The 18570-nt window shown below is 50.0% G+C and carries 17 protein-coding genes; 7 read left to right on the top strand and 10 right to left on the bottom strand.

Annotated elements, in window-relative coordinates; all coding sequences use genetic code 11:
• Positions 1-38 precede the first annotated feature (38 nt).
• Positions 39-578 carry a DUF1080 domain-containing protein gene (locus J2Y43_RS20190; protein WP_309986353.1) on the top strand — a complete coding sequence of 180 codons (540 nt, stop codon included), beginning with the start codon at positions 39-41 and terminating at the stop codon, positions 576-578.
• A gap of 379 nt (positions 579-957) precedes the next feature.
• Positions 958-2145 (top strand): HAMP domain-containing sensor histidine kinase, encoded by a 1188-nt coding sequence (locus J2Y43_RS20195; protein ID WP_309986357.1) that lies wholly within the window; start codon positions 958-960, stop codon positions 2143-2145.
• A gap of 2 nt (positions 2146-2147) precedes the next feature.
• On the opposite strand, the gene J2Y43_RS20200 is transcribed toward J2Y43_RS20195, so the two are convergent.
• The 5 genes from J2Y43_RS20200 to J2Y43_RS20220 form a co-directional block, all read right to left on the bottom strand.
• Entirely contained in the window at positions 2148-3647 is a 1500-nt protein-coding gene (locus J2Y43_RS20200; protein ID WP_309986360.1) for a hypothetical protein, read from the bottom strand.
• A 96-nt stretch (positions 3648-3743) separates the two neighbouring features.
• Positions 3744-4328 (bottom strand): OmpH family outer membrane protein, encoded by a 585-nt coding sequence (locus J2Y43_RS20205; protein WP_309986363.1) that lies wholly within the window; start codon positions 4326-4328, stop codon positions 3744-3746.
• 8 nt (positions 4329-4336) lie between these two features.
• Complete coding sequence (locus tag J2Y43_RS20210) at positions 4337-5908, bottom strand: M56 family metallopeptidase (RefSeq protein WP_309986365.1); 1572 nt, start codon at positions 5906-5908, stop codon at positions 4337-4339.
• 10 nt (positions 5909-5918) lie between these two features.
• Positions 5919-6293, bottom strand: a complete 375-nt coding sequence (locus J2Y43_RS20215) for a BlaI/MecI/CopY family transcriptional regulator (RefSeq protein ID WP_309986368.1) — start codon at positions 6291-6293, stop codon at positions 5919-5921.
• Positions 6294-6418: 125 nt separating this feature from the next.
• Positions 6419-7480, bottom strand: a complete 1062-nt coding sequence (locus tag J2Y43_RS20220; protein ID WP_309986370.1) for a polysaccharide deacetylase family protein — start codon at positions 7478-7480, stop codon at positions 6419-6421.
• Between the two features lie 77 nt (positions 7481-7557).
• On the opposite strand from J2Y43_RS20220, the gene J2Y43_RS20225 reads away from it, so the two are divergent.
• Complete coding sequence (locus tag J2Y43_RS20225; RefSeq protein WP_309986372.1) at positions 7558-7890, top strand: helix-turn-helix domain-containing protein; 333 nt, start codon at positions 7558-7560, stop codon at positions 7888-7890.
• Positions 7891-7895: 5 nt separating this feature from the next.
• Here the strand turns inward: J2Y43_RS20225 and J2Y43_RS20230 are convergent, their stop codons facing one another.
• Entirely contained in the window at positions 7896-9467 is a 1572-nt protein-coding gene (locus J2Y43_RS20230; RefSeq protein ID WP_309986375.1) for a tannase/feruloyl esterase family alpha/beta hydrolase, read from the bottom strand.
• A 190-nt stretch (positions 9468-9657) separates the two neighbouring features.
• Here J2Y43_RS20230 and J2Y43_RS20235 point away from each other — a divergent pair, with 190 nt between their 5' ends.
• The 3 genes from J2Y43_RS20235 to J2Y43_RS20245 all read left to right on the top strand — a co-directional run bounded on the left by J2Y43_RS20235 (position 9658) and on the right by J2Y43_RS20245 (position 12139).
• Positions 9658-10641 (top strand): glycoside hydrolase family 43 protein, encoded by a 984-nt coding sequence (locus J2Y43_RS20235; RefSeq protein WP_309986378.1) that lies wholly within the window; start codon positions 9658-9660, stop codon positions 10639-10641.
• Positions 10642-10730: 89 nt separating this feature from the next.
• Complete coding sequence (locus J2Y43_RS20240; protein ID WP_309986381.1) at positions 10731-11771, top strand: methylated-DNA--[protein]-cysteine S-methyltransferase; 1041 nt, start codon at positions 10731-10733, stop codon at positions 11769-11771.
• A 152-nt stretch (positions 11772-11923) separates the two neighbouring features.
• The gene (locus J2Y43_RS20245; RefSeq protein ID WP_309986384.1) at positions 11924-12139 is read left to right on the top strand and encodes a hypothetical protein; all 216 of its coding nucleotides are present in this window, start codon (positions 11924-11926) and stop codon (positions 12137-12139) included.
• 325 nt (positions 12140-12464) lie between these two features.
• Here J2Y43_RS20245 and J2Y43_RS20250 read toward each other — a convergent pair whose 3' ends face one another.
• The 4 genes from J2Y43_RS20250 to J2Y43_RS20265 form a co-directional block, all read right to left on the bottom strand.
• Complete coding sequence (locus J2Y43_RS20250) at positions 12465-13844, bottom strand: hypothetical protein (RefSeq protein WP_309986386.1); 1380 nt, start codon at positions 13842-13844, stop codon at positions 12465-12467.
• A 4-nt stretch (positions 13845-13848) separates the two neighbouring features.
• Complete coding sequence (locus tag J2Y43_RS20255) at positions 13849-14955, bottom strand: serine protease (protein ID WP_309986390.1); 1107 nt, start codon at positions 14953-14955, stop codon at positions 13849-13851.
• Positions 14952-15968, bottom strand: a complete 1017-nt coding sequence (locus tag J2Y43_RS20260; RefSeq protein WP_309986392.1) for a hypothetical protein — start codon at positions 15966-15968, stop codon at positions 14952-14954. The genes J2Y43_RS20255 and J2Y43_RS20260 overlap by 4 nt, the downstream gene beginning before the upstream one ends.
• A gap of 119 nt (positions 15969-16087) precedes the next feature.
• Positions 16088-16843, bottom strand: a complete 756-nt coding sequence (locus J2Y43_RS20265) for a hypothetical protein (RefSeq protein ID WP_309986396.1) — start codon at positions 16841-16843, stop codon at positions 16088-16090.
• A gap of 322 nt (positions 16844-17165) precedes the next feature.
• On the opposite strand from J2Y43_RS20265, the gene J2Y43_RS20270 reads away from it, so the two are divergent.
• The gene (locus tag J2Y43_RS20270; RefSeq protein ID WP_309986400.1) at positions 17166-18536 is read left to right on the top strand and encodes a TlpA disulfide reductase family protein; all 1371 of its coding nucleotides are present in this window, start codon (positions 17166-17168) and stop codon (positions 18534-18536) included.
• Positions 18537-18570 lie beyond the last annotated feature (34 nt).

An 18570-nucleotide genomic window follows, 5' to 3' on the forward strand; every position in this document is an offset into this window, starting at 1 on the left:
TAAGGTTGTTTGAATATGCAAACCAGTTGGTTATCTGTATGAAGTGGAATTGTAAATACGCACTGGGAGCGCTGCTATGGGGTTTTACCTGCGTGGATGTACGCGCACAACAGGCACCTGAGCCTCCGTTTCACCTGTCCAAAAAGGAGAAAAGACAGGGGTATCAAATCCTGTTCGACGGCACATCCATGGAGCATTGGATGGGCAATCTGAACGAGTATGTGCTGGAAGAAGGATTGATTGTGATGCGCCCGAAGTCGGGAGGAGGCGGAAACCTCTATTCCAGGGACACCTACTCTGATTTCATCCTGCGCTTCGAGTTCTCGTTGGAGCCCGCGGGCAATAATGGCCTCGGGCTCCGGCACGATTACGTTGAGCCCCCCGCCGGGTATAGCGGAATGGAGCTGCAAATACTGGATAATGAACATCCCGACTACCGTAGTCTCGAACCGGGGCAATACCATGGTTCTGTTTACAAAATCATCGCTGCCAAACGTGGTTTCCTGAAACCCGCCGGATCATGGAACGTACAGGAAGTGCGTGCAGAAGGAGACCATATTCAGGTCATTTTAAACTGAGAAATGATATTGGATGGTCATTTGAATAAAGCTACGGCCAGGCTAAAACCCGGCAGCTTTCAGAAAGCGGTTTTGAACAAATCGGGACATATTGCCTTTCTCGGCCACGGCTCGGTCGTGAAGTTCAGGAACATCAGGATCCGGGAAAGATAAGCTTGCAGGAAGCGTACGCCCGGTTTTAACTATTTTTGAATGATTGGAATGAAATTCAGAGCTTTGCACTGCATCAATATGTTCAGCCAGCTAATTCAATTCCCTTTTGTATCAAGTAGTCCAGTCTAATATTAAAAAGCTCTGGCGGCGGCTTCAAGGGGCAAGCCAGGTATTTACGCTACAAACCCGTATTTATCATTCTATTTGCATTGCAACAATAGTTGTAATGGTTTACGTGCTGATATTCAGCCTGGTTGTGGGTATGCAAACCTATGCGTGGATAACAGCCGCTCTGATCCCGCTGCAATTGGGGCTGTACTATTTGTCGCGTGTGAAAGGGTTTACCACGCTTTCTCCTACGGTGTATTCATTGGTATTCCATCTCTTTTTTGTGGTAAGTTATCGGGTAAGTGCGGGCATTTCAGGTTCTACGTTGCTGTCATACTGCCTTGTTTATTTTTGTACGCTGGCGATTGCGCCCCCGCGCGCGTACCTGATCCTGACGCTGGGCAACCTGGGAATCGTTGGTACATTGCTCCTGATCGAATACCGGCAGCCGGCTTTTATTATTACAGCTTACGCAGACCGGCAGGAGCATTTCATCGATATTGCTTCCACCTATGCAGTCAATGTAATTATGATCCTGATTGGCCTGGGATTCATTATCCGTAATTATAGTAAGGAGAAAAACAAGGCCGAAGACCGGGCTCGTATGCTCGATGAAATGCACGAGGAAAAAGCAAGATTAATCTCGGTTATTTCCCATGATTTTCAAACCCCATTGATTTCGGTAAGAAAATACCTCGATATTATCAGCAACTACACCCTCAGCACCGATGAAAGGCAAATGCTCGAAATGGAATTGAAGCAATCCATTATTAACACGCAAAACTTGTTAATGAATTTATTGGAAATGACTAAATCGGCGGGCAGACTTAATAATCAGGACGTCGCTTTCAACCCGTTGTATGCTGTGGAGGATACCCTGAAAGTTTACCAGGACATTGCAAAGGCCAAGGGGCTGATTTTCGAGGCGAGTATACCCGGGGAGCTGACGCTGAAAGGTAATCCATTTCTTTTTACGATTGTGGTAAGGAATATCATCAACAATGCCGTGCGGGCTTGCCGCCCGAAGGACACAGTCCGGTTCACGCATGAGTACCACAGCGATTGCCAGGTTTTTTGTGTGGCGGACACCGGCCCCGGCATTTCGGAGTCAGTGCAAAAAGACATTCTGGATGCTTGGGAAAAAACTTCATTACACACAGGACGCACAGGAGGGTTGGGGCTAATGCTCGCAAAGAAGTATTCCGTGGCGCTGGGGGGCGAGTTGACATTTGAAACTACGCCCGGCTCCGGCACGACCTTTTACATCCGGTTTCCGGTCACTCAGCGCCAGGAAATAACGCTGTAAGGCTAATCGTTCCGAGCTCTTCCGCATTCAGGTGCGATGAACCGCTCATAAACGGAGTCCGACTTGCCCAGGTATTGGTCCGCTTCTGTCTGCGACCACCTGGCTCGCAGCACTTCGTAAACATTGGCGTACGCATCATAAGGAACCGGTTCGAAAGAGATGGATGCAGGCAGTAGCTGCGTACTGATCGCATTGACCTTCATTGCTCTCACTACCCGGCCGATGCCGGGGAGCGAAGACCCCAGGATACAGAACGTGACTAAAAGCATGGTTACCGTTATCCGGCTTGAAAAGCGTTTCTTGTGAAAATCAAAAACCGACGCGAAATGGAATGTGCTGAGCCCGGCAGTGATCAGTAACGGCATAAAGCCCCTGATCAGGAGGTCGTTCACTTTGCCAATGCGGACGAGCGGAAGTATGAGAAGCAATATCGCAGCGAGGTAGAAGGCTGCGTCGAGTTTCCGGGTTCTGTCGTTCCGCGAAAAGTACCGGTAAAGGAAAATCATGACTGCAACATTCACGCCCACGTTCAGGCCGTATTCCAGCAGCCGGTAACCAAACCGGCTATTGAAATTCCATATCCAGCCAATCACCGCTGGCCTCTCGTGTGATATAAACAGAAGCAAGACCGGTACGGCAAGTATCAATGGAAGCAGGGCCGCACAGATCTCATCCAAGGTAAAACCCGTAAGACGCCGTTTAAACCATTTGCCGGCGACCATGGCCGCGACAAGGACCAGAGAGGTAAATGCCGGAAATACTGCCCACCACAAGGATAGCACGATCGGAAATACCATTCGCTCAGCCGCTATTCCCTGCCTGACGCCGTAGACCAACATGCCGCCCATCAGCATACTGGGGATGATTTGGTTAGGAACCCAGAACAGGTTCTCAAAATTCGACCACATCTCAATCCCAAAATGTTCGAGCGGGTAACGAACACCAAAAAGCTTTGAAACCGCCGAACTGCAAAAATGGCCGAAGTCGCCAATGGTGAGGACCGGCAGCATGTACCGGATTTTGTGACCCAGCGAAATGTACAGCCAGGCGACCCCGAGCGACATACCGAGCATTGTCCAGCCCAAAATGGCCGCTTCACTTAGCTGGCCGGCGATTTTGGAAATAAATGCAGGAACCACATAGTAACCATAATAGTAGCCGACAACCGGTCCGTGGGTCGGGATCCGAAGCGGCCAGTCATGGGTAAACAGCTCATAGAACTTTGTATTGTGGGCCCAGTAATCGTCGGTTTGGTAGAAGAACCCGCAGACGCCTGCCAACAGGCTAAGTACAGCGCCTGTCAGCAATATCTTGAAAATTTCCGGAAGCCTGAGAGCGGCAGCTCGCGGAAACTGTTGATCGCGAAACTCGGAGTAATATAACCATACGCAAATGCCAAGGCAGAATGCCGCCAGGATGCTGTTGGTCCAGAAGAAAAAGAACAATAAGTTCGGGAGAAGCAAATAAGAAACACTGATGAACCTGAGTTGTCTGATAGTCATTATGGGCGAGATATATTCAATACGCAACGTGTAACCGTTGACTACTAAATATTCTGACCGGGGTTCAGCGAGCTACGCTGTACGTTTCATGACTGCTCATTTAACATAGACTCCATTTTGGCGGGGTTTACCTTTGTTGGGATGGGTATTGACTCCTAATTTGGACAAAACGTGGTCGGTGAGATCGGTATCGGGTTCGCTCGAATAAAGTAGGAACGGGGTAGACTCCCCGGCGTTGTAGTCCGCCTGATTGCGGGCCACGTACGTCACCTGCTGCTGTTTTGCACACTCCGCAATCGCCGTTCTGACGATTTTCTCGATTTCGGGAAACCGGGCGGCATACCTTGTGCGCAAGTCTTTTTCTGCATTGGTCTGAAACTCCTGCATGGCGGCCTGGATGCTTTCCAGTTCAGCGGCTTTATCCTTCAAAACGGGCTCGGGCGTCTGTTTTCCCAGGTTTTGATATGCTTGCAGCTTTTGCTGGTAGGCTGTCAGTTTCTCCTTTTGAACAGCCTGGTACTTGGACGAGGAGCTGTCTATTTCAGCCATCAGTTTTTGATGTGCCGGCAGATTGGCGTAGATGTATTCCAAATCGACCGTGGCGATCTTTACTTTTTGACATAGACCTTCTGCTGATGCGATCAGGGACAGCACCAGGTAAATGGATAAGCAACGTGTCATTATTTGAGCTATTTAATTTTTGAATCAACGGGCTGTTCGGGAAGCGGGCGGTACCTCGTGATCCCCATCTTTCGTAACACCGTAGTGGGCGGAACACTGTCCCGAAGGTCGACTTTTGGACCTTCGAAGAACTCTTTCAGACGTTTGGTGCCGAGGGGCGCTGTGGGCGCGGGAGAATAGACGGACCGGTTTCCCCAAAAATCGGGTGTCTTCTCTTTGACAGCAAGCGGCAGCGTGTCGACTGCTATACTGAATGCAATATTCATCGTATAGCGAACAGCGACCGGCGCATTATTTTTCTGGGCTGGCGTCCACTTCGGCATCAGGCGAACGACCCGCATTGCTTCATTGTCAAGGTCTTTTCTCACCCCTTTCTCGATTTTGGGGTCGCTTATATTTCCATCCGTATCAATGAGGAAAGATACCGATACCTGGCCCTCCACACCATCCAGAAAGGCTTGTTTGGGGTATTTTAGCGTATTGGCGAGGAACTTGCTTTTGCCATATGGAGGGCCTGGCCAGCGGTCCAGCAAAATGCGTCGCCGCTCATCAGGTGCCGCCATTTGGTTTGCGGCCGGGCTGTCTTTTTTTGCCAGAACAGGTTCATTGCCAGAAGAAACGGCAGCGGAATCGGGTACCGGCGCTCCTGATTCGTCCGCGGCGTTTCCAGTTGTCGCTACGGAATCCAGTGCTTCTGCATTTTGCGGAGTATCGTTTCTTTCTTCGTAAACATACTTTCTGGCCGCCATGAGAGCGATAGCCAATGCGAGCAGCGGACAAAGCAGCAGGTATTTACTTCTCAGCCAGGCCGCTGTCCGGTTCTGGTACATCATATGAATCCGCCTTTTGAGCAGCGAGGAATTAAAGAACTGATTCGTGACGGAAGTGACAACGGCGTTTTTGGCATAAGCAACAAGAAAAGTCGCATACCGGTCTTTGTCGAGTGCTTGCTCGTCGGCTAAATATTCGTGTGTATCCTGTAAGGCCCGTTTGTAAAGCCAGAGTGCCGGATTAAACCAGAAAAGCGCCTTTAAGAGCTCGATCAGCAAGATATCCAGCGTGTGCCATTGCCGGACGTGAACCATTTCATGCATGAATATGGGCTCAAAATTCCGCTCGTAGTCCTCATTCGAGATGATCATCCATTTCAGAAATGAAAACGATCCGCTTCGACTGTGCCGGCGCTGGCTTATCACAAGATGATAGCCTTCCATCGGGACCGATATTCCGCCTCGAATGATACTATGAATTTGCCATAGAGATCTAATGAGGCCAATCAGCATTGCGATAACGGCCGCACCATAACACGTAAGGAGTAGATACCGGGTGGAATCAACACCGGAACGTGCGGGAGCAACAATAATCGAATCGACGGTGGGTGTGACAGTGGTTGCAATTTCGGCCACGGCGACAGTTTCGTGAAGTTCGATGGCCGGAATTGCAAAGCTGATCAACAATGAAAAGAGTAAATAGAAGCGGTTGAGCATAAAGAAGGTATGCTTGCGAAACAGCGCCCAGTAGCAACCGTAGAACACCGCCCAGCAAATGTTGACTTTCAGCAAATAAGGGAGCGCTTCCATATTCTGATTTTTATTGTTTACCCTTGTTCTTTTCGATGAATGCTGCTAAGTCGTCCAGGTCGCTTTTCTTCAATGTATCGTCGTTCATGAAGAACGAAACCAGATTAGTGACGGAATTGTCAAAGTAATTTTCAACGAGTTGCTGGACCTCATACTTGCGGTATTCCTGCTCACTGATCAGCGGAAAGTACTCGTGGGTGTTGCCGTAAGTAGTATGCGCAACCACTCCCTTCTTTTCCAGTATGCGCACGAACGTGGCAACGGTGGTGTATGCCGGCCTGGGCTCATCCATTTGTGCCAGAATGTCTTTGATAAATGCCTTCCCGAGCTGCCACAGGATTTTCATAATCTCGGCTTCGGCGCGGGTCAACGAACGGGGCTCCATATTTGATTGCTTGAATGTATGAATGCAAACATACTACTAAATATTTAGTAGGCAAGCTAACGAGTTAGATTATTTACTAAATATTTAGTAGTATGAAATTCAAGCCTGAAATCAAGTTAAGTTATTCAGGGTTTTAACCGGTCCCTCCGCTGCTGCAACTCCCGCCAGTTTGTAGTAATGAAGCCCTGTTGGGCTACAAAGGCTTTTAATTCCCGATTTTTCATGGCCAGCAGATCCGCACGGCGCGAATTCCCCGAATCACTGATGGCATCGAAATGTCCGCCGGCGTCGGTGCAATGGATGAGAATGACGGTGATCCCGGGTTTGATCGATTGGAGTAACTGCTTGAACTGATCGGTTTTGTAATCCTTTAAATGAATGTCGGCTGGCTGGGAGCCGGAAGGTGGTTGCCAGTCGTAGCTAAGCAAATGAAGGTCGTCGACCACCGGCAGGCCCGCAGCCCAGAGCCTTTTCCCGGTTGTTCTTAACCGCTCCAATGTTACGGAATCCGGCGAGCCCGCCGGGGCCAGCGATTGAAGCCCTGCCAGCGGGCTGTTATGCAGACTTTGGGCTACCCAATGCAAATGCCCGGCCGGCAGCAGTATGGGAATATGCTCGTTTATAGCCGTACGTAAGTAAACTTCGAGGTAGTCCGGGCATGCCCACAATGTGCCCATATGCGTATCCAGGTGCGTAGGTTCGAGGCCCATCATGCGTGCTTTCCTGATTTGCGCGCCTATCTCGATGGCTATCTCTCCCGGTTCGGCGTGGGTGAGCACGTCGGGGACATTATTCCATAAATTGCCATGGTGGTCCGACAGCCCCGGGACTACCGAAGTTCCGCTCACCGGCCCCCACCGGTATCCTTTCCATTCCGAAGTGTGGGTGAGGTGCAAGCCGATGTCGAGTCCGGGATTCTGGCGCAGGTAATTGGCAAAATCGCTCGTCCAGGGGCAGGGCATCATCACACTGGCCGACGTTGCCAATCCGTATGCGAGGGCTTGCGCAGTTCCTTCGTTCGATTCCGCCGACATTCCTACATCATCGATGTGGAACATAATGACCCGGTCGTCTTTCTTCCAGCCCAGGCGTTCGGCATAGGTAGTATCGTTTTGGGCGTCGGCAGCAGGGGATAACATTGTGAGGCCGATGGCCAACTTTCCGAGTAATGGTAGGGGCGTTCTCATAGCGTAATAAGCTGGTAATTATTAGTTTTGTGCAAAGAACGATTCATTGTCCCATCCCTACAATTAGTCAAAAAAGTATGACTACCGAAAAACACGAAGAACTTTTGAATTGCCCGAAAGAGTTTCTGATCAGGATGCTGACGGGGAAATGGAAGCCTTGTATCTTTCGCTACGCCACACAGGGGCCTGTTAGGTTCGGGCAGATCATGAAACTCTTACCGGAAGCCTCTAAGCAGGCGCTTACGACGGCGCTCCGGGAAATGGAGGCCAGCGGGATTCTTGAAAGAAATGTTATCGCGGAAAAACCTTTGAATGTACAATACAGCCTCACCGACCTGGGCCTGGAATTTATCCCTATTTTCAAAGCCATCGATGAATTGGGAATGCTACCGGTCCGGGCAGCTGTATAGGCGGGCTATCTTATTACCGGAACCGCCTCAAAGCGCTCTGGGAACGCCGCATCGCCGCCCTTGTATCCGGGCAGCAGAGGATAGGGGAACACCGGCCTCCTGAATTTTACGGCCTTCGCGGGGTTTCCCTGCTCATAAGCCGTACCGATCAGTTTTTGCGGAGCAACGCCGTTTTCTCTCCATTCGATCAGCGCGCCGAGCATGTCGCCGCCGTCGTTGAGGCCGGGGCCGCCTGCGCAATGGCCCATTCCGGGAATTAGAAAGAAGCGGAAAAAGTCCTGAGTTTGCGGGAGCCCGCCCTGCACACCTACGACGCGCTCATAGTAACTCTGCGCGTCCTGGTAGGGTACCAGTGGGTCGGCGTTGCCGGAATACATCAAAAGTTTGGCGCCGCGATTTTTGAATGCGGCAAGATCCGTGTCGTTGGCATTCAGTGTGCTGCCCAGCAAGGAGTCCAGTTTGGCCTGGTCGCGATCGAAATCGAAGGTTTTATAGTCGAAACTATCACCGAATGCCCATTTGTATTGGTAAAAAAACGCTTTCGGCGACAGGTCCGGATTTTGTTGCAGCTCGATGCCGGCAGCTACGTTTTCGCTTCCGAACGGAATGGGAGTGTAGATCCTTTCGCCCGTCCGCGGGTTTGTCGGGCCCTGGTAGATCTTTTGCAGCGCTGCCAGTTGCGGCCTCGTGAGGCAGGTACTGTCGTCGGTGCCATCAGGGCAGACGGGGATAGTAGCCGGGTCAAATTTGCAGGCAGCCGGATTGGTCAGGAACAGGTCGCCGGGCGCACCGCCGTCCTTGCCCGCACAGGCGCTCACCACGGCACGGGTAACCAGATCGATCTTGGGCTTAGGCAGTTGGCTGCCGGGGATGTCGTTGGTGGCGCGCAGGTTCCATATGAATCCCGTATGCAAATGCGTGCGGTTGTTGGCCGGTGCACCGGCAAGTATGCCGTCGTAATCCTGCGGGTAGCGCTGTGACTCCATTAATGCCTGCTGACCGCCGGTTGAGCACCCTGAAAAATAGGCCATCCGGGCAGCTTTGCGATAGTAAGCCTCGGTAATAGCCTTGCCGGCAACGGTCATTTCGTGCGTGGCGCGGTGCCCGAAATCGGTCCATTTCTCCGGATGGCCGGCGAGCCGGTTGGCGTCGGGAGAAGTACCCATGTCGGTGTTGGCCGTAGCAAAGCCCTTCCGCAGGCCCATTGAAAGCGAGCCATAGTTAATGTACCCTGCGCCGCCGCCCGTGCCGGTGCCCAGGAACCGCTCGTTCCAGCCCGTTTCCGGTAGCCACAGCTCAACGCGGATGTGCGAGTCGGGAGATGGTTTCAATACAACTGCCACACGACAGAATGCCGGCAGGCCCGTGATGGGCTGGACGCCGCCGGGCGGCGTGAATTGGCCGGCGGGAATGCATTCGGCCGCGGTGATGGTCGCCTGCGGGATCGCCAGTTTAGCCAGCTTGGCGCACGCGCACGCCAGGGTATCCGTGCGGATAACAGCGGTGCGTGCGATGGAACCGGTGGGCGTCAGGCACAACGCGGCGGCAAGCAATAAGGGTGAAAGCTTGGTGATCATGGTGTTTTAAATGGCCTCTTGAATCCGTTGATATACCTAAAAGCACTTGACCCGTTCAATATCCCGGTTCTGCATTCAGTTTGTCGGTATTGTCGCACGACCGGGAAATGCCCGGTATGTAAATGATTAGTCCAAACGGATGCTATCTTTAACGGATTTATCCATTCAAAAGCAGTTCCGGCTCCCCAAGATGAAATTTATCCTAACCTATCTGATCCTTTTATTCATGGCCGCGCTGGCCTCCGCACAGCCAAAACAAGAGATTTTCTTTGCCGACGTGACCATCGTCGTTGAAAATGGCAGGTATTACCTCACCGGGTCAAAAGGTGGCGGAAACGGACCGCAGGGATTTGCCCTTTTAGAATCCAAAGACCTGAAAACATGGTCAGTACCTGCCGAATCCAAAGATTCGCTCGGTACGATCCTCACCAGGGGCGACCATACTTTTGGTACCAAGGGCTTCTGGGCACCACAGATATTCAAGGAGAAGGGGATCTACTACATGACCTACACGGCCGATGAACAAACCGTTTTGGCTGAGTCAAAATCGCTTTTCGGGCCCTATCGGCAGAAGGAAGTCGGGCCCATTGACGTGTCGGAGAAAAATATCGACTCCTACATTTTTAAGGATACCGATGGCAAACATTACCTCTATTGTGTGCGGTTTGACAAAGGTAATTACCTGTATGCAGCCGAGTTTGACCTGAAAACCGGAAAGATAAAGCCTGAGACGCTGAAACAGTGTTTTGGCCAGACGGAGCCCTGGGAGGCAACGCCCAATTATAAATCAGTACCCATAATGGAGGGTCCCACGGTGATCAAGTTGAAGAACAAGTACTACCTGTTTTATTCGGCTAACCATTTCGAAAACATCGACTATGCCATCGGTTATGCCGTGGCCGATTCGCCCTACGGACCCTGGGTGAAAAGCAAGAATAACCCCATCGTTCATCGCTCGATCGTTGGCGAGAACGGGTCGGGGCATGGCGATCTGTTTGAGGGGCTGGACAAGCAGTTGTACTATGTATACCACATTCATAATTCCGCAGACAAAGTAGGCCCCCGCAGGACGCGGATAGTGCCCGTAGTGAGGCAATGGGACGACAAAGCCGGGGTTTATACTTTTAGCGTAAAAGGGAATGAGGTTATTGTTCCTGTAATGGCCGGGAGATAGCCGTCTATTCCAAAAATACTTGTCAATTTTCCGGTTGCCGGCCTGTTGTAGCCGTCCTAATTTTGGCTATCAATTCAACAAACGGCTCTATGAATCTTTCAAAGGAAAGGATGTATCAGGCTATTATAGAAAAGGATAGCCAATTTGAAGGTGTTTTCTTCACCGCTGTAAAAACCACGGGTATTTTCTGCCGCCCGACCTGTACCGCCCGCAAACCGAGAATGGAGAATGTCGAATTTGTCTTCTCCACCAAAGAGGCATTTCAAAGAGGGTACCGACCGTGCAAGGTTTGCAAACCGTTGGAACATTCGCATCAGACACCGGCAGAGATTCGCTCGCTTCTGGATGAACTGACCAGTGATCCGGCCTTGAAATTCAGGGATGCGGACCTGCTTGACCGCGGGCTTGAACCGAATTGGGTGCGGCGTTGGTTTCTGAAAAACCATCAGATGACCTTCCATGCCTACCAGCGAATGTACCGGATCAATTCCGCTTTCAAACACATTCAGCAGGGGCAGTCGGTCACTACCGCGGCATTTGATGCCGGTTTTGACTCACTCAGCGGTTTCGGCGATTCGTTTAAGAATATTTTCGGGTTTTCACCGGCGAAAGGAAAATCCCGGCAGGTGATAGACCTGACGAGGCTGGAAACGCCATTGGGCACCATGTTTGCCTGTGCAACGAAGCAAGGTTTGTGCCTGCTGGAATTCACAGACCGGAAAATGCTGGAAACAGAGTTCAGGCTGCTTTCAAAATCCCTGAATGCGATTATCGTTCAGGGACGAAATGAGCACTTTGCATTACTGGAAAAGGAGCTCGGGGAGTATTTCGCAGGGGCAAGGAAGACGTTTTCTGTTCCGGTTCACACGGTGGGTTCGGACTTTCAGAACAAGGTCTGGCAGGCATTGCAGGCTGTACCGTACGGCGAAACCCGGAGCTATCAGCAGCAAGCCGAGATGATCACCAGCCCTACGGCCATACGGGCGGTCGCCAATGCCAATGGCATGAACAAAATATCCATTCTCGTACCCTGTCACAGGGTGATAGGCGCAGACGGCAGCCTCACCGGTTACGGCGGCGGCATCTGGCGTAAACAATGGCTGCTCGATATGGAGAGGGCCAACAAGTAGCTGCTTTTACCAGCATGTCCCTGCAAATCAACAGGCGCAAAGTGACAATGGTATGACAGAAGCGGTCGAAAAGTGGCAGCAATCCGCGGGACAAATGAAGCAGAATGTTTAAATTGGGACAAACGCTTTGAGAATTACCAAAACGAGAGCCTATGTGGAGTGATAAAACATTGTACGGCTTGCTCGCCGTGGTTTACGCTTTTCTGGTATTGACACATTTATGGCCCTATTTTAGCCAGGCCTGGACGGCTTACAGCGAGGGGCGGCCACTTCGTGATGTTCCCAGGCCCGCGAAAAATAAGCTGATCGCCGGCAGCCTGGCCTTTTTGACCGGGGTATTATGGGTTTGGCAGTATTTCAGACACTAAACAGCATATGGAGCAAACGCAACAAAAAGAACAGAAATGGAGATTTTGGCTTTATATGCTGAACTTTTTCACTCTTGATTCGCTAGGCCGGTTGCTGATACGAAAGGCCCTGCATACAAATGACATCCAGTTCACGCACCATCTGCTATCGTTTGGCATCGCTCTTACGTTGACAATCGGAATTTCTTCCGCACTTCGGCCTCGTCCCTGGAAATACAGCGTTTGGACGACGGTAGCGATCGTAAACTGCTGGTTGCTGGTACATATTCTGTTTGCTGTTAGCATCAAATAGAACCTCGCAGAGTGCTGCTGCTTGGGTAGAGTGTTATTCCGGTACCGACTTCATGCCCCATTTACCGTTGATCCTGAACGATAGTTCGAGGCCAATCGTCCATATGTGTCGCTGCATGCCCTCGAAAGGGTTCACATCCGTCTTGGCGATCCGGTATATCTGCGATTTATTCCAGTCGCTGAGCTGATACCAAAAGAACAGGTCAAGTCTCAAACGCCCTCCTTCAATGCCAATCTCTGCGGTTGGTTTTTGAACAAAACCGGCCGTGCCAACGGCCTTGTTGACCAGATTGCCCCTGTATCCGCTGTAACTGAATTCGTAGTCGATGTCTGTTTGATAGCCGAGGGTGTAACCTAAGCCGAAATACCCGGTTGAATGCACCATCCGGCTAAAAACAAATTCGGCGAATATCGGGACATCGACATTGTACCAGCTGAATTTCTTTGCCTGAAAGCCGATGGGGGAAGACGAAGTTACGTTTTCCCCCGGTTTGATTTCGGTGAAGAGAGTCCTGGGTTTAATGGCGAACCGCACCCGGCCTGCGTCTGGATTGGTGATCAGGTTTACGCCCAACGCATAGCCTTTTGCCCCCGATGTTGAGTTTCCGGCATTGTCTTCATACGAGGCCGAAAGACCTACCGACACCACGGGAGCGATCGCTATTCCCCGCATTCTATTATCGCGTTGGATCCTTTCTTTCAGTTGTTTGTCTTTTTGAGCAACCTGCCGTTCGGTGTCACATCGGTTGGCCGGCTGACCAAATTCCACCAGTTGAAAGTATTTGCAGTCCGAGGCGGATATCAGCTCATCGGCAATCTGGCTGATATCAATCATGGTGGTTAGCGGCGTAAACTCCTCTCCCGCCATTGAGGTTGATATGATTCCGACGATTGAATTGAAATTATCAATAACCGGCATTCCCTGTGCATAAACGTTTCCCCTGACCGTTGCGAGTTGTATTTCCGCTTTGCTCAGCAATTGATTTCTGGTGAATTCACGGCTGTTGGGATACCATGTCGAGTTTTGTTTGGAATCCCCGATATAAGAATAAAACGGTGCCGACGCTTTGGAATAGGACTGGTAATAAGCCTTACGCCAATCAACGGCTGTATTCGCTTTCACGGCATACAAATACAGCCTTGATCCTTTGAAATTGAAAGTACGAACCTGCATGGCGAGGTAGATCGTATTGTTTTTATAGAAATAGGTATTCAAATTATTAGGCAGCTCCTCGGGTTTTGATTGATCCGCCGTGATGAAATAATAGGTATTCCCTTCCTGTCCAACGATCAACCCGTAGATTTGGCCTTCCAGGTATACGATGTTGGGCAAATAAACTTCATGCTTGACGGATTGGGCCGGTGAGCACGTTGAAATAAGTACGAAAATGAGGCAGGGTAGAAATTGTTTCATAGGTTCAATTATTGTTAGGGCCACGGAATTGTATTTCATAAAAAGTGAATGGAAAGACGGTTCCATCCGAATATTTGGCAAGCGCAAATTCGAAGTGTACTTTTTCTTCAAAGAAGACCTGGCGGAGATTGAAGATAATCCAATGACCGTTGATATTACTTTCTATAACCGGCGCTTTGTAGGCCTTTAATTTGATCCGTTTGTTGATACTTGGAAAAAACAGGGTAGCAAACGAAGGTAAATCGCCATCAATGTGCGCAGGATAATACAAGCGAACCTGATCGATCATACGTTTCTCTCCGAAAGAAATGATGTACGAGTAAGCACCGCCATCCACGATTTTCTTTTCGGACGAGCCGTCGTTGTCATACAGCGGTGTGATCAGTTCCTGCGTTTTGGAATCCCGGATCGAGCGGATCGGAATGATCGGGTCCTTTGTTGTCCGTGTCGGCGGTATGGGTGGTGGTAAATCGGGCGACGCCTCCGGTAAGCCCCATGGAATCCCCCAGCTTTCAAGCATACTTTTCAGCATCATGGCCGGGCGTGCCAGGCCTGGGCTTTTGAAAACCATCCCTACCAGTGCATCCCCGGAAAACAGGGGTGTACCCGAGTCGCCATGCTGGGCGCCGACGTTCGACAGCAGCTGCTCCTTGTCCACGCTGGTTAGTATTGCGGCTCCCCCGCGGTCGACCACGCTCCGCTCGCTCCTGACGGACAAAATATAGACCGCTTTTCCGCCTTTGGGCTCCCGAACATAGCGAAAGGGCCTCCAAGAACGGCCCGGGCAAACGATGCGTAACACCGCGACATCTAAAAACATGCTTTGTTTTAACACATCAGCCTCGCCATCGTATCGGTTCTGAGAAAAACGAACCTTTACTTCACTGGTTTTTTCAACCACATGTGCAGCGGTGATGATATAAATGGTATCGCCGCTGCGACCTGCCACGAACCCGCTGCCTATTTCATTGAATGTACGATCGACATTGGTAGCCCGGATCTCAACCACATTGTCGCTGAGCAATTCGCGCGCAGATGCGCTGATTGTCTGGGCAAAGGAGTAAGTTAATCCCAGATATAAAAAGACGGCGACGGAGATAACCAATTTCATAATTGTCGTTTTGAGCGGACTAAATAGGGTATTACAAACGTCAATGCGCCCCAGAGAATAGTGAGTATCCATGAGTTGGTATCAAGCAGAACACGGAAACGCGACGGCCTTTTGTCATTGGTAGCACCACTTTCCTCAATGCCCACTTTAAGGGTAGAGACTTTTCCATGAAACTTAATTTCGAAGCCTTCAGGATCGGACTTAATATCGATTCGCAAGGTATCCGTCGGCCCAAGGGTCACCATATCTCCGGCTCTTACGGGCACGGAGTCCTCCTTAATCTCCACCAGCCTTACCAAACCTCCCGTAACCGCGGTATGCGCCTCTCTGTTAATAGGGGATTTGGATTCGAATGCCAGCCGGGTAACTTTTAAATTGCTGATCCGGAATTTGTCAACTTTGTGCAGGTCAATTTTGATGGGTGCCGTGTTGGACTGATTGACAAAGTTCAAAGGTTCCTCCCTTAAATTGACGACGGTACTGTCGGCGGACGAGAACTCGCGCAGTATTCCGCGCCCGGTTGACCCCACTTTCATCCCGGAAGTCAAATCGGGACGTGATTGCCTTATTTCCAGCCCTACATTATCTGTGCGCTGCTGATAAATGTCTATCAGGCTGTTTTCGGGCAGGTACATCGACTCGAATTTCAGCATTGAGTCTTTTTCGGAGGTAAGCAGAAAATTCCCGTTTTTTTGCCGCTGTTCGGGTCTTACGTTCTCGAATATCGCCGCGCCACCCCAGGAAACACCTGTATTTTCCGACCTATCGCTTTTCAACAACTCTTCATCCGCATTCACAAATGAGAGCGCGGTGGTATGTATCGTTCCTGTCACCGCGATGCTTGGCGCACCTTGCATAAGCCATATCGAGAGCCCGGCTACACACAGTATGATAACCAGTCGCGCAAACCAATATACATGCTCGAGAAAGTGGTCCTTCAAGTCCCGGAGCGCATTTAGCCGGGTCATGTTGGTTTCAACCCGCGGAAGGTTACGGGCAGTCTGTTCAAGCATTTGGTTGTAGCGCCTATTGACACGCCGATACAGGCATATACGACGATAGGCGGTTGCAAAACCGAATCCGCCGCGAACAACGTCCCTGATCGCCGGCGGAAATTTTTTAAAGGGATGGTTCATCCCGGCAGCTCGATCATCCTGGCTGGCAGGTCTGACTTATAGCCATCAAAAGACTCGACCGTCACTTCCAGTTTAAACAGCCCTTTCCCGATTGACCTGTTGATGTCTATTTCGATGAGGCGGGGGCCTAACACCCGGGCTCGACCTGCGTAAGACGCATTCGCTTCGTTTCCACCGCTTTCGCCATTTTTGACCCTCAGGAGCTTGTAAGTCGCCGCCTTTATTGAAACATTACCGGCCAAACGCAACTTATAATTTCGATCGGCAGGCCTCGTATTAATCCGAAGTGAAGACACCGTGACAGGAATGAGATACTGCTCTCCGCCGGAAGCGTAGTAAGCATGAAATCCGAGATTTTCCTTCTTGATATGTCTTTTGGCGATGACGTTTCTCGCTGTTATTTGAATAACACTTCCGGATGTCGTGCTAACGTCCAGGCGATATTCATCAGAAAGATTATAGGAAACGCCGATAATATCTACCTCCGTCGCCTTTTCGGGAGATACTCCCAGCGATATTACTTCGTCTTCCGCATCAAAAAAATTAACCGGCCCGCTGGTAAAAGAGGCAATATCAAATACGGCTCCATTTACTTTGCTTTCGGTAATTAATCCTTCACAGTACTTGCCGCGGGGTTTATAACCCAGATCGCCGGCTATTGCGACGCTTCCGCGCGGCAAATTTGGGCACTTTTGTGCATAACACACTGAGGCTGCAAACAGCATAAGGCTGAAAGTCCAAAACAATTTCATGAGTAAGGATTTACGTAGGGGACGGTCAATATATTAACCGCTACTAAATATATAAACAGGAATTTAAATACCAAACAATCCTCTTTTCTTCTTATTAACCAAACGAAATGAAGTGGCGCCAATCCGGTGGGATTTATGATCACAAATCTGATACTCGATGGTTAATGCATGATGTTTTGTATGTTTGGATTGATAACTCTAATCACATGCTATTCCAATAAAATTGTGTATTCGCTTTGGCGGTAGGGTGTGAAAAAAACTGAATCGGGAAAACCGGCGGTGCTGGAACGACTGGTTTTACGAAGTTGTAAACTGTACCGATATGCAAACGAGTGCATTCAAAATGCTGGCCTTTGTTACCTTGCTTATTTCCTGCGGGGAACGAACGCAGCAGACGGAAGAAATCTTCGAGATACCTGTTGAATTCAAGGAGGGTTTCGGCCCATTCGCTGCCAGTTACGGATCGCTTTCACCGGAGCACACAGCAGTTGATCCGGAGGCAGCTGCCTGGGTGCCGACTTACCGACCGGTCAAAGGCATACCAAAAGATCTGAAAAATGTAACTAAAAGCATGGTATGGCTTAATGCGCGCCAGTTTGTTTATCAGAATTTCCATGAGGGTAAGATCAGTCGGGAAATGTATGAACAGTTACAAAAGTCCTGGGAATGGGTGCCGGATGAACTTTGGCTATCGAAAAAGCCCATAAAAAGTTTCGTGTATGTAATTCGCGGGACCGACAAGGCAGGCGCTGTGGTAGTGATGATCGACACAAATAATAATCTGGATTTCAGCGATGAGATAAGATTTACGCCAGCAGAGATCGCCGGCAGAGACAACGGATTGAATGCCGATTCTCTCAGATCCTACGACAAGTCCTGGATGGTGCAATATGAGCATGTTATAAATGGAAGCATTGTCAGAGATAACGTGCCAATAATTGTTAAGCGGGCTGTCGATTATGAATTCCCTCATGATTACTGGTACACTATACCACTCTATGGGCAGGCTGCTTTAAAATGGAAGGGTAGGAAATATCAGATCTGGCTTAGTAATATGTTCGATGGCCCGGAATTTCACCATGGGCGGATTTTCACAGATAGTGAGCTGAGTCCTGAAAAATATGCGGGTTTTAATAAGGGAATTGAGGAAGGAGAGATTATCATGGTAGGCTCTGCGTTTGACAGTCAGAAATTTAAATATTTGGGGATAAAGCCAGGGTCGGGCTCTTTGCTGCTGCAAACCGTGTCGGGGGATTCCGAAAAATATTCATTGCAAAAAGGCTATTCTTTCAGACCTTTCAAAGCGAAGGATTTTCGCACCGGGAAATCGCTTGTACTGAGCGATTTTACAGGCAAATATGTTTTCATTGACTTTTGGGGAACGTGGTGCGGGCCGTGCGTAGAAGACCTTCCCGAACTTCGGAAAATTTACTACGAGACCGACAAAGCACATATCCAGTTCCTGGGAATCGTGGGGAAGGATTCCAAAGAGCGATTGACCCGCTTCCTGGCTAAAAACAACCTGGAATGGCCACAAATATTATCAGATAGTACCAACAGACTAGTAGAAACCTACGGCATTCAGGCGTACCCGACCACTGTTTTGATCGGACCTGACGGCAAGGTAGTTGAAAAGAACCTCCGTGGCGATGCATTGCGGAACAAGCTAAGAGAGATTTCGAAAAGCTTATGACTACTTCCGCGCCCGGAATGTGGGCTGTCCAAAT

This window comes from Dyadobacter sp. BE31 (assembly GCF_031457695.1).
Lineage (GTDB): Bacteria > Bacteroidota > Bacteroidia > Cytophagales > Spirosomataceae > Dyadobacter.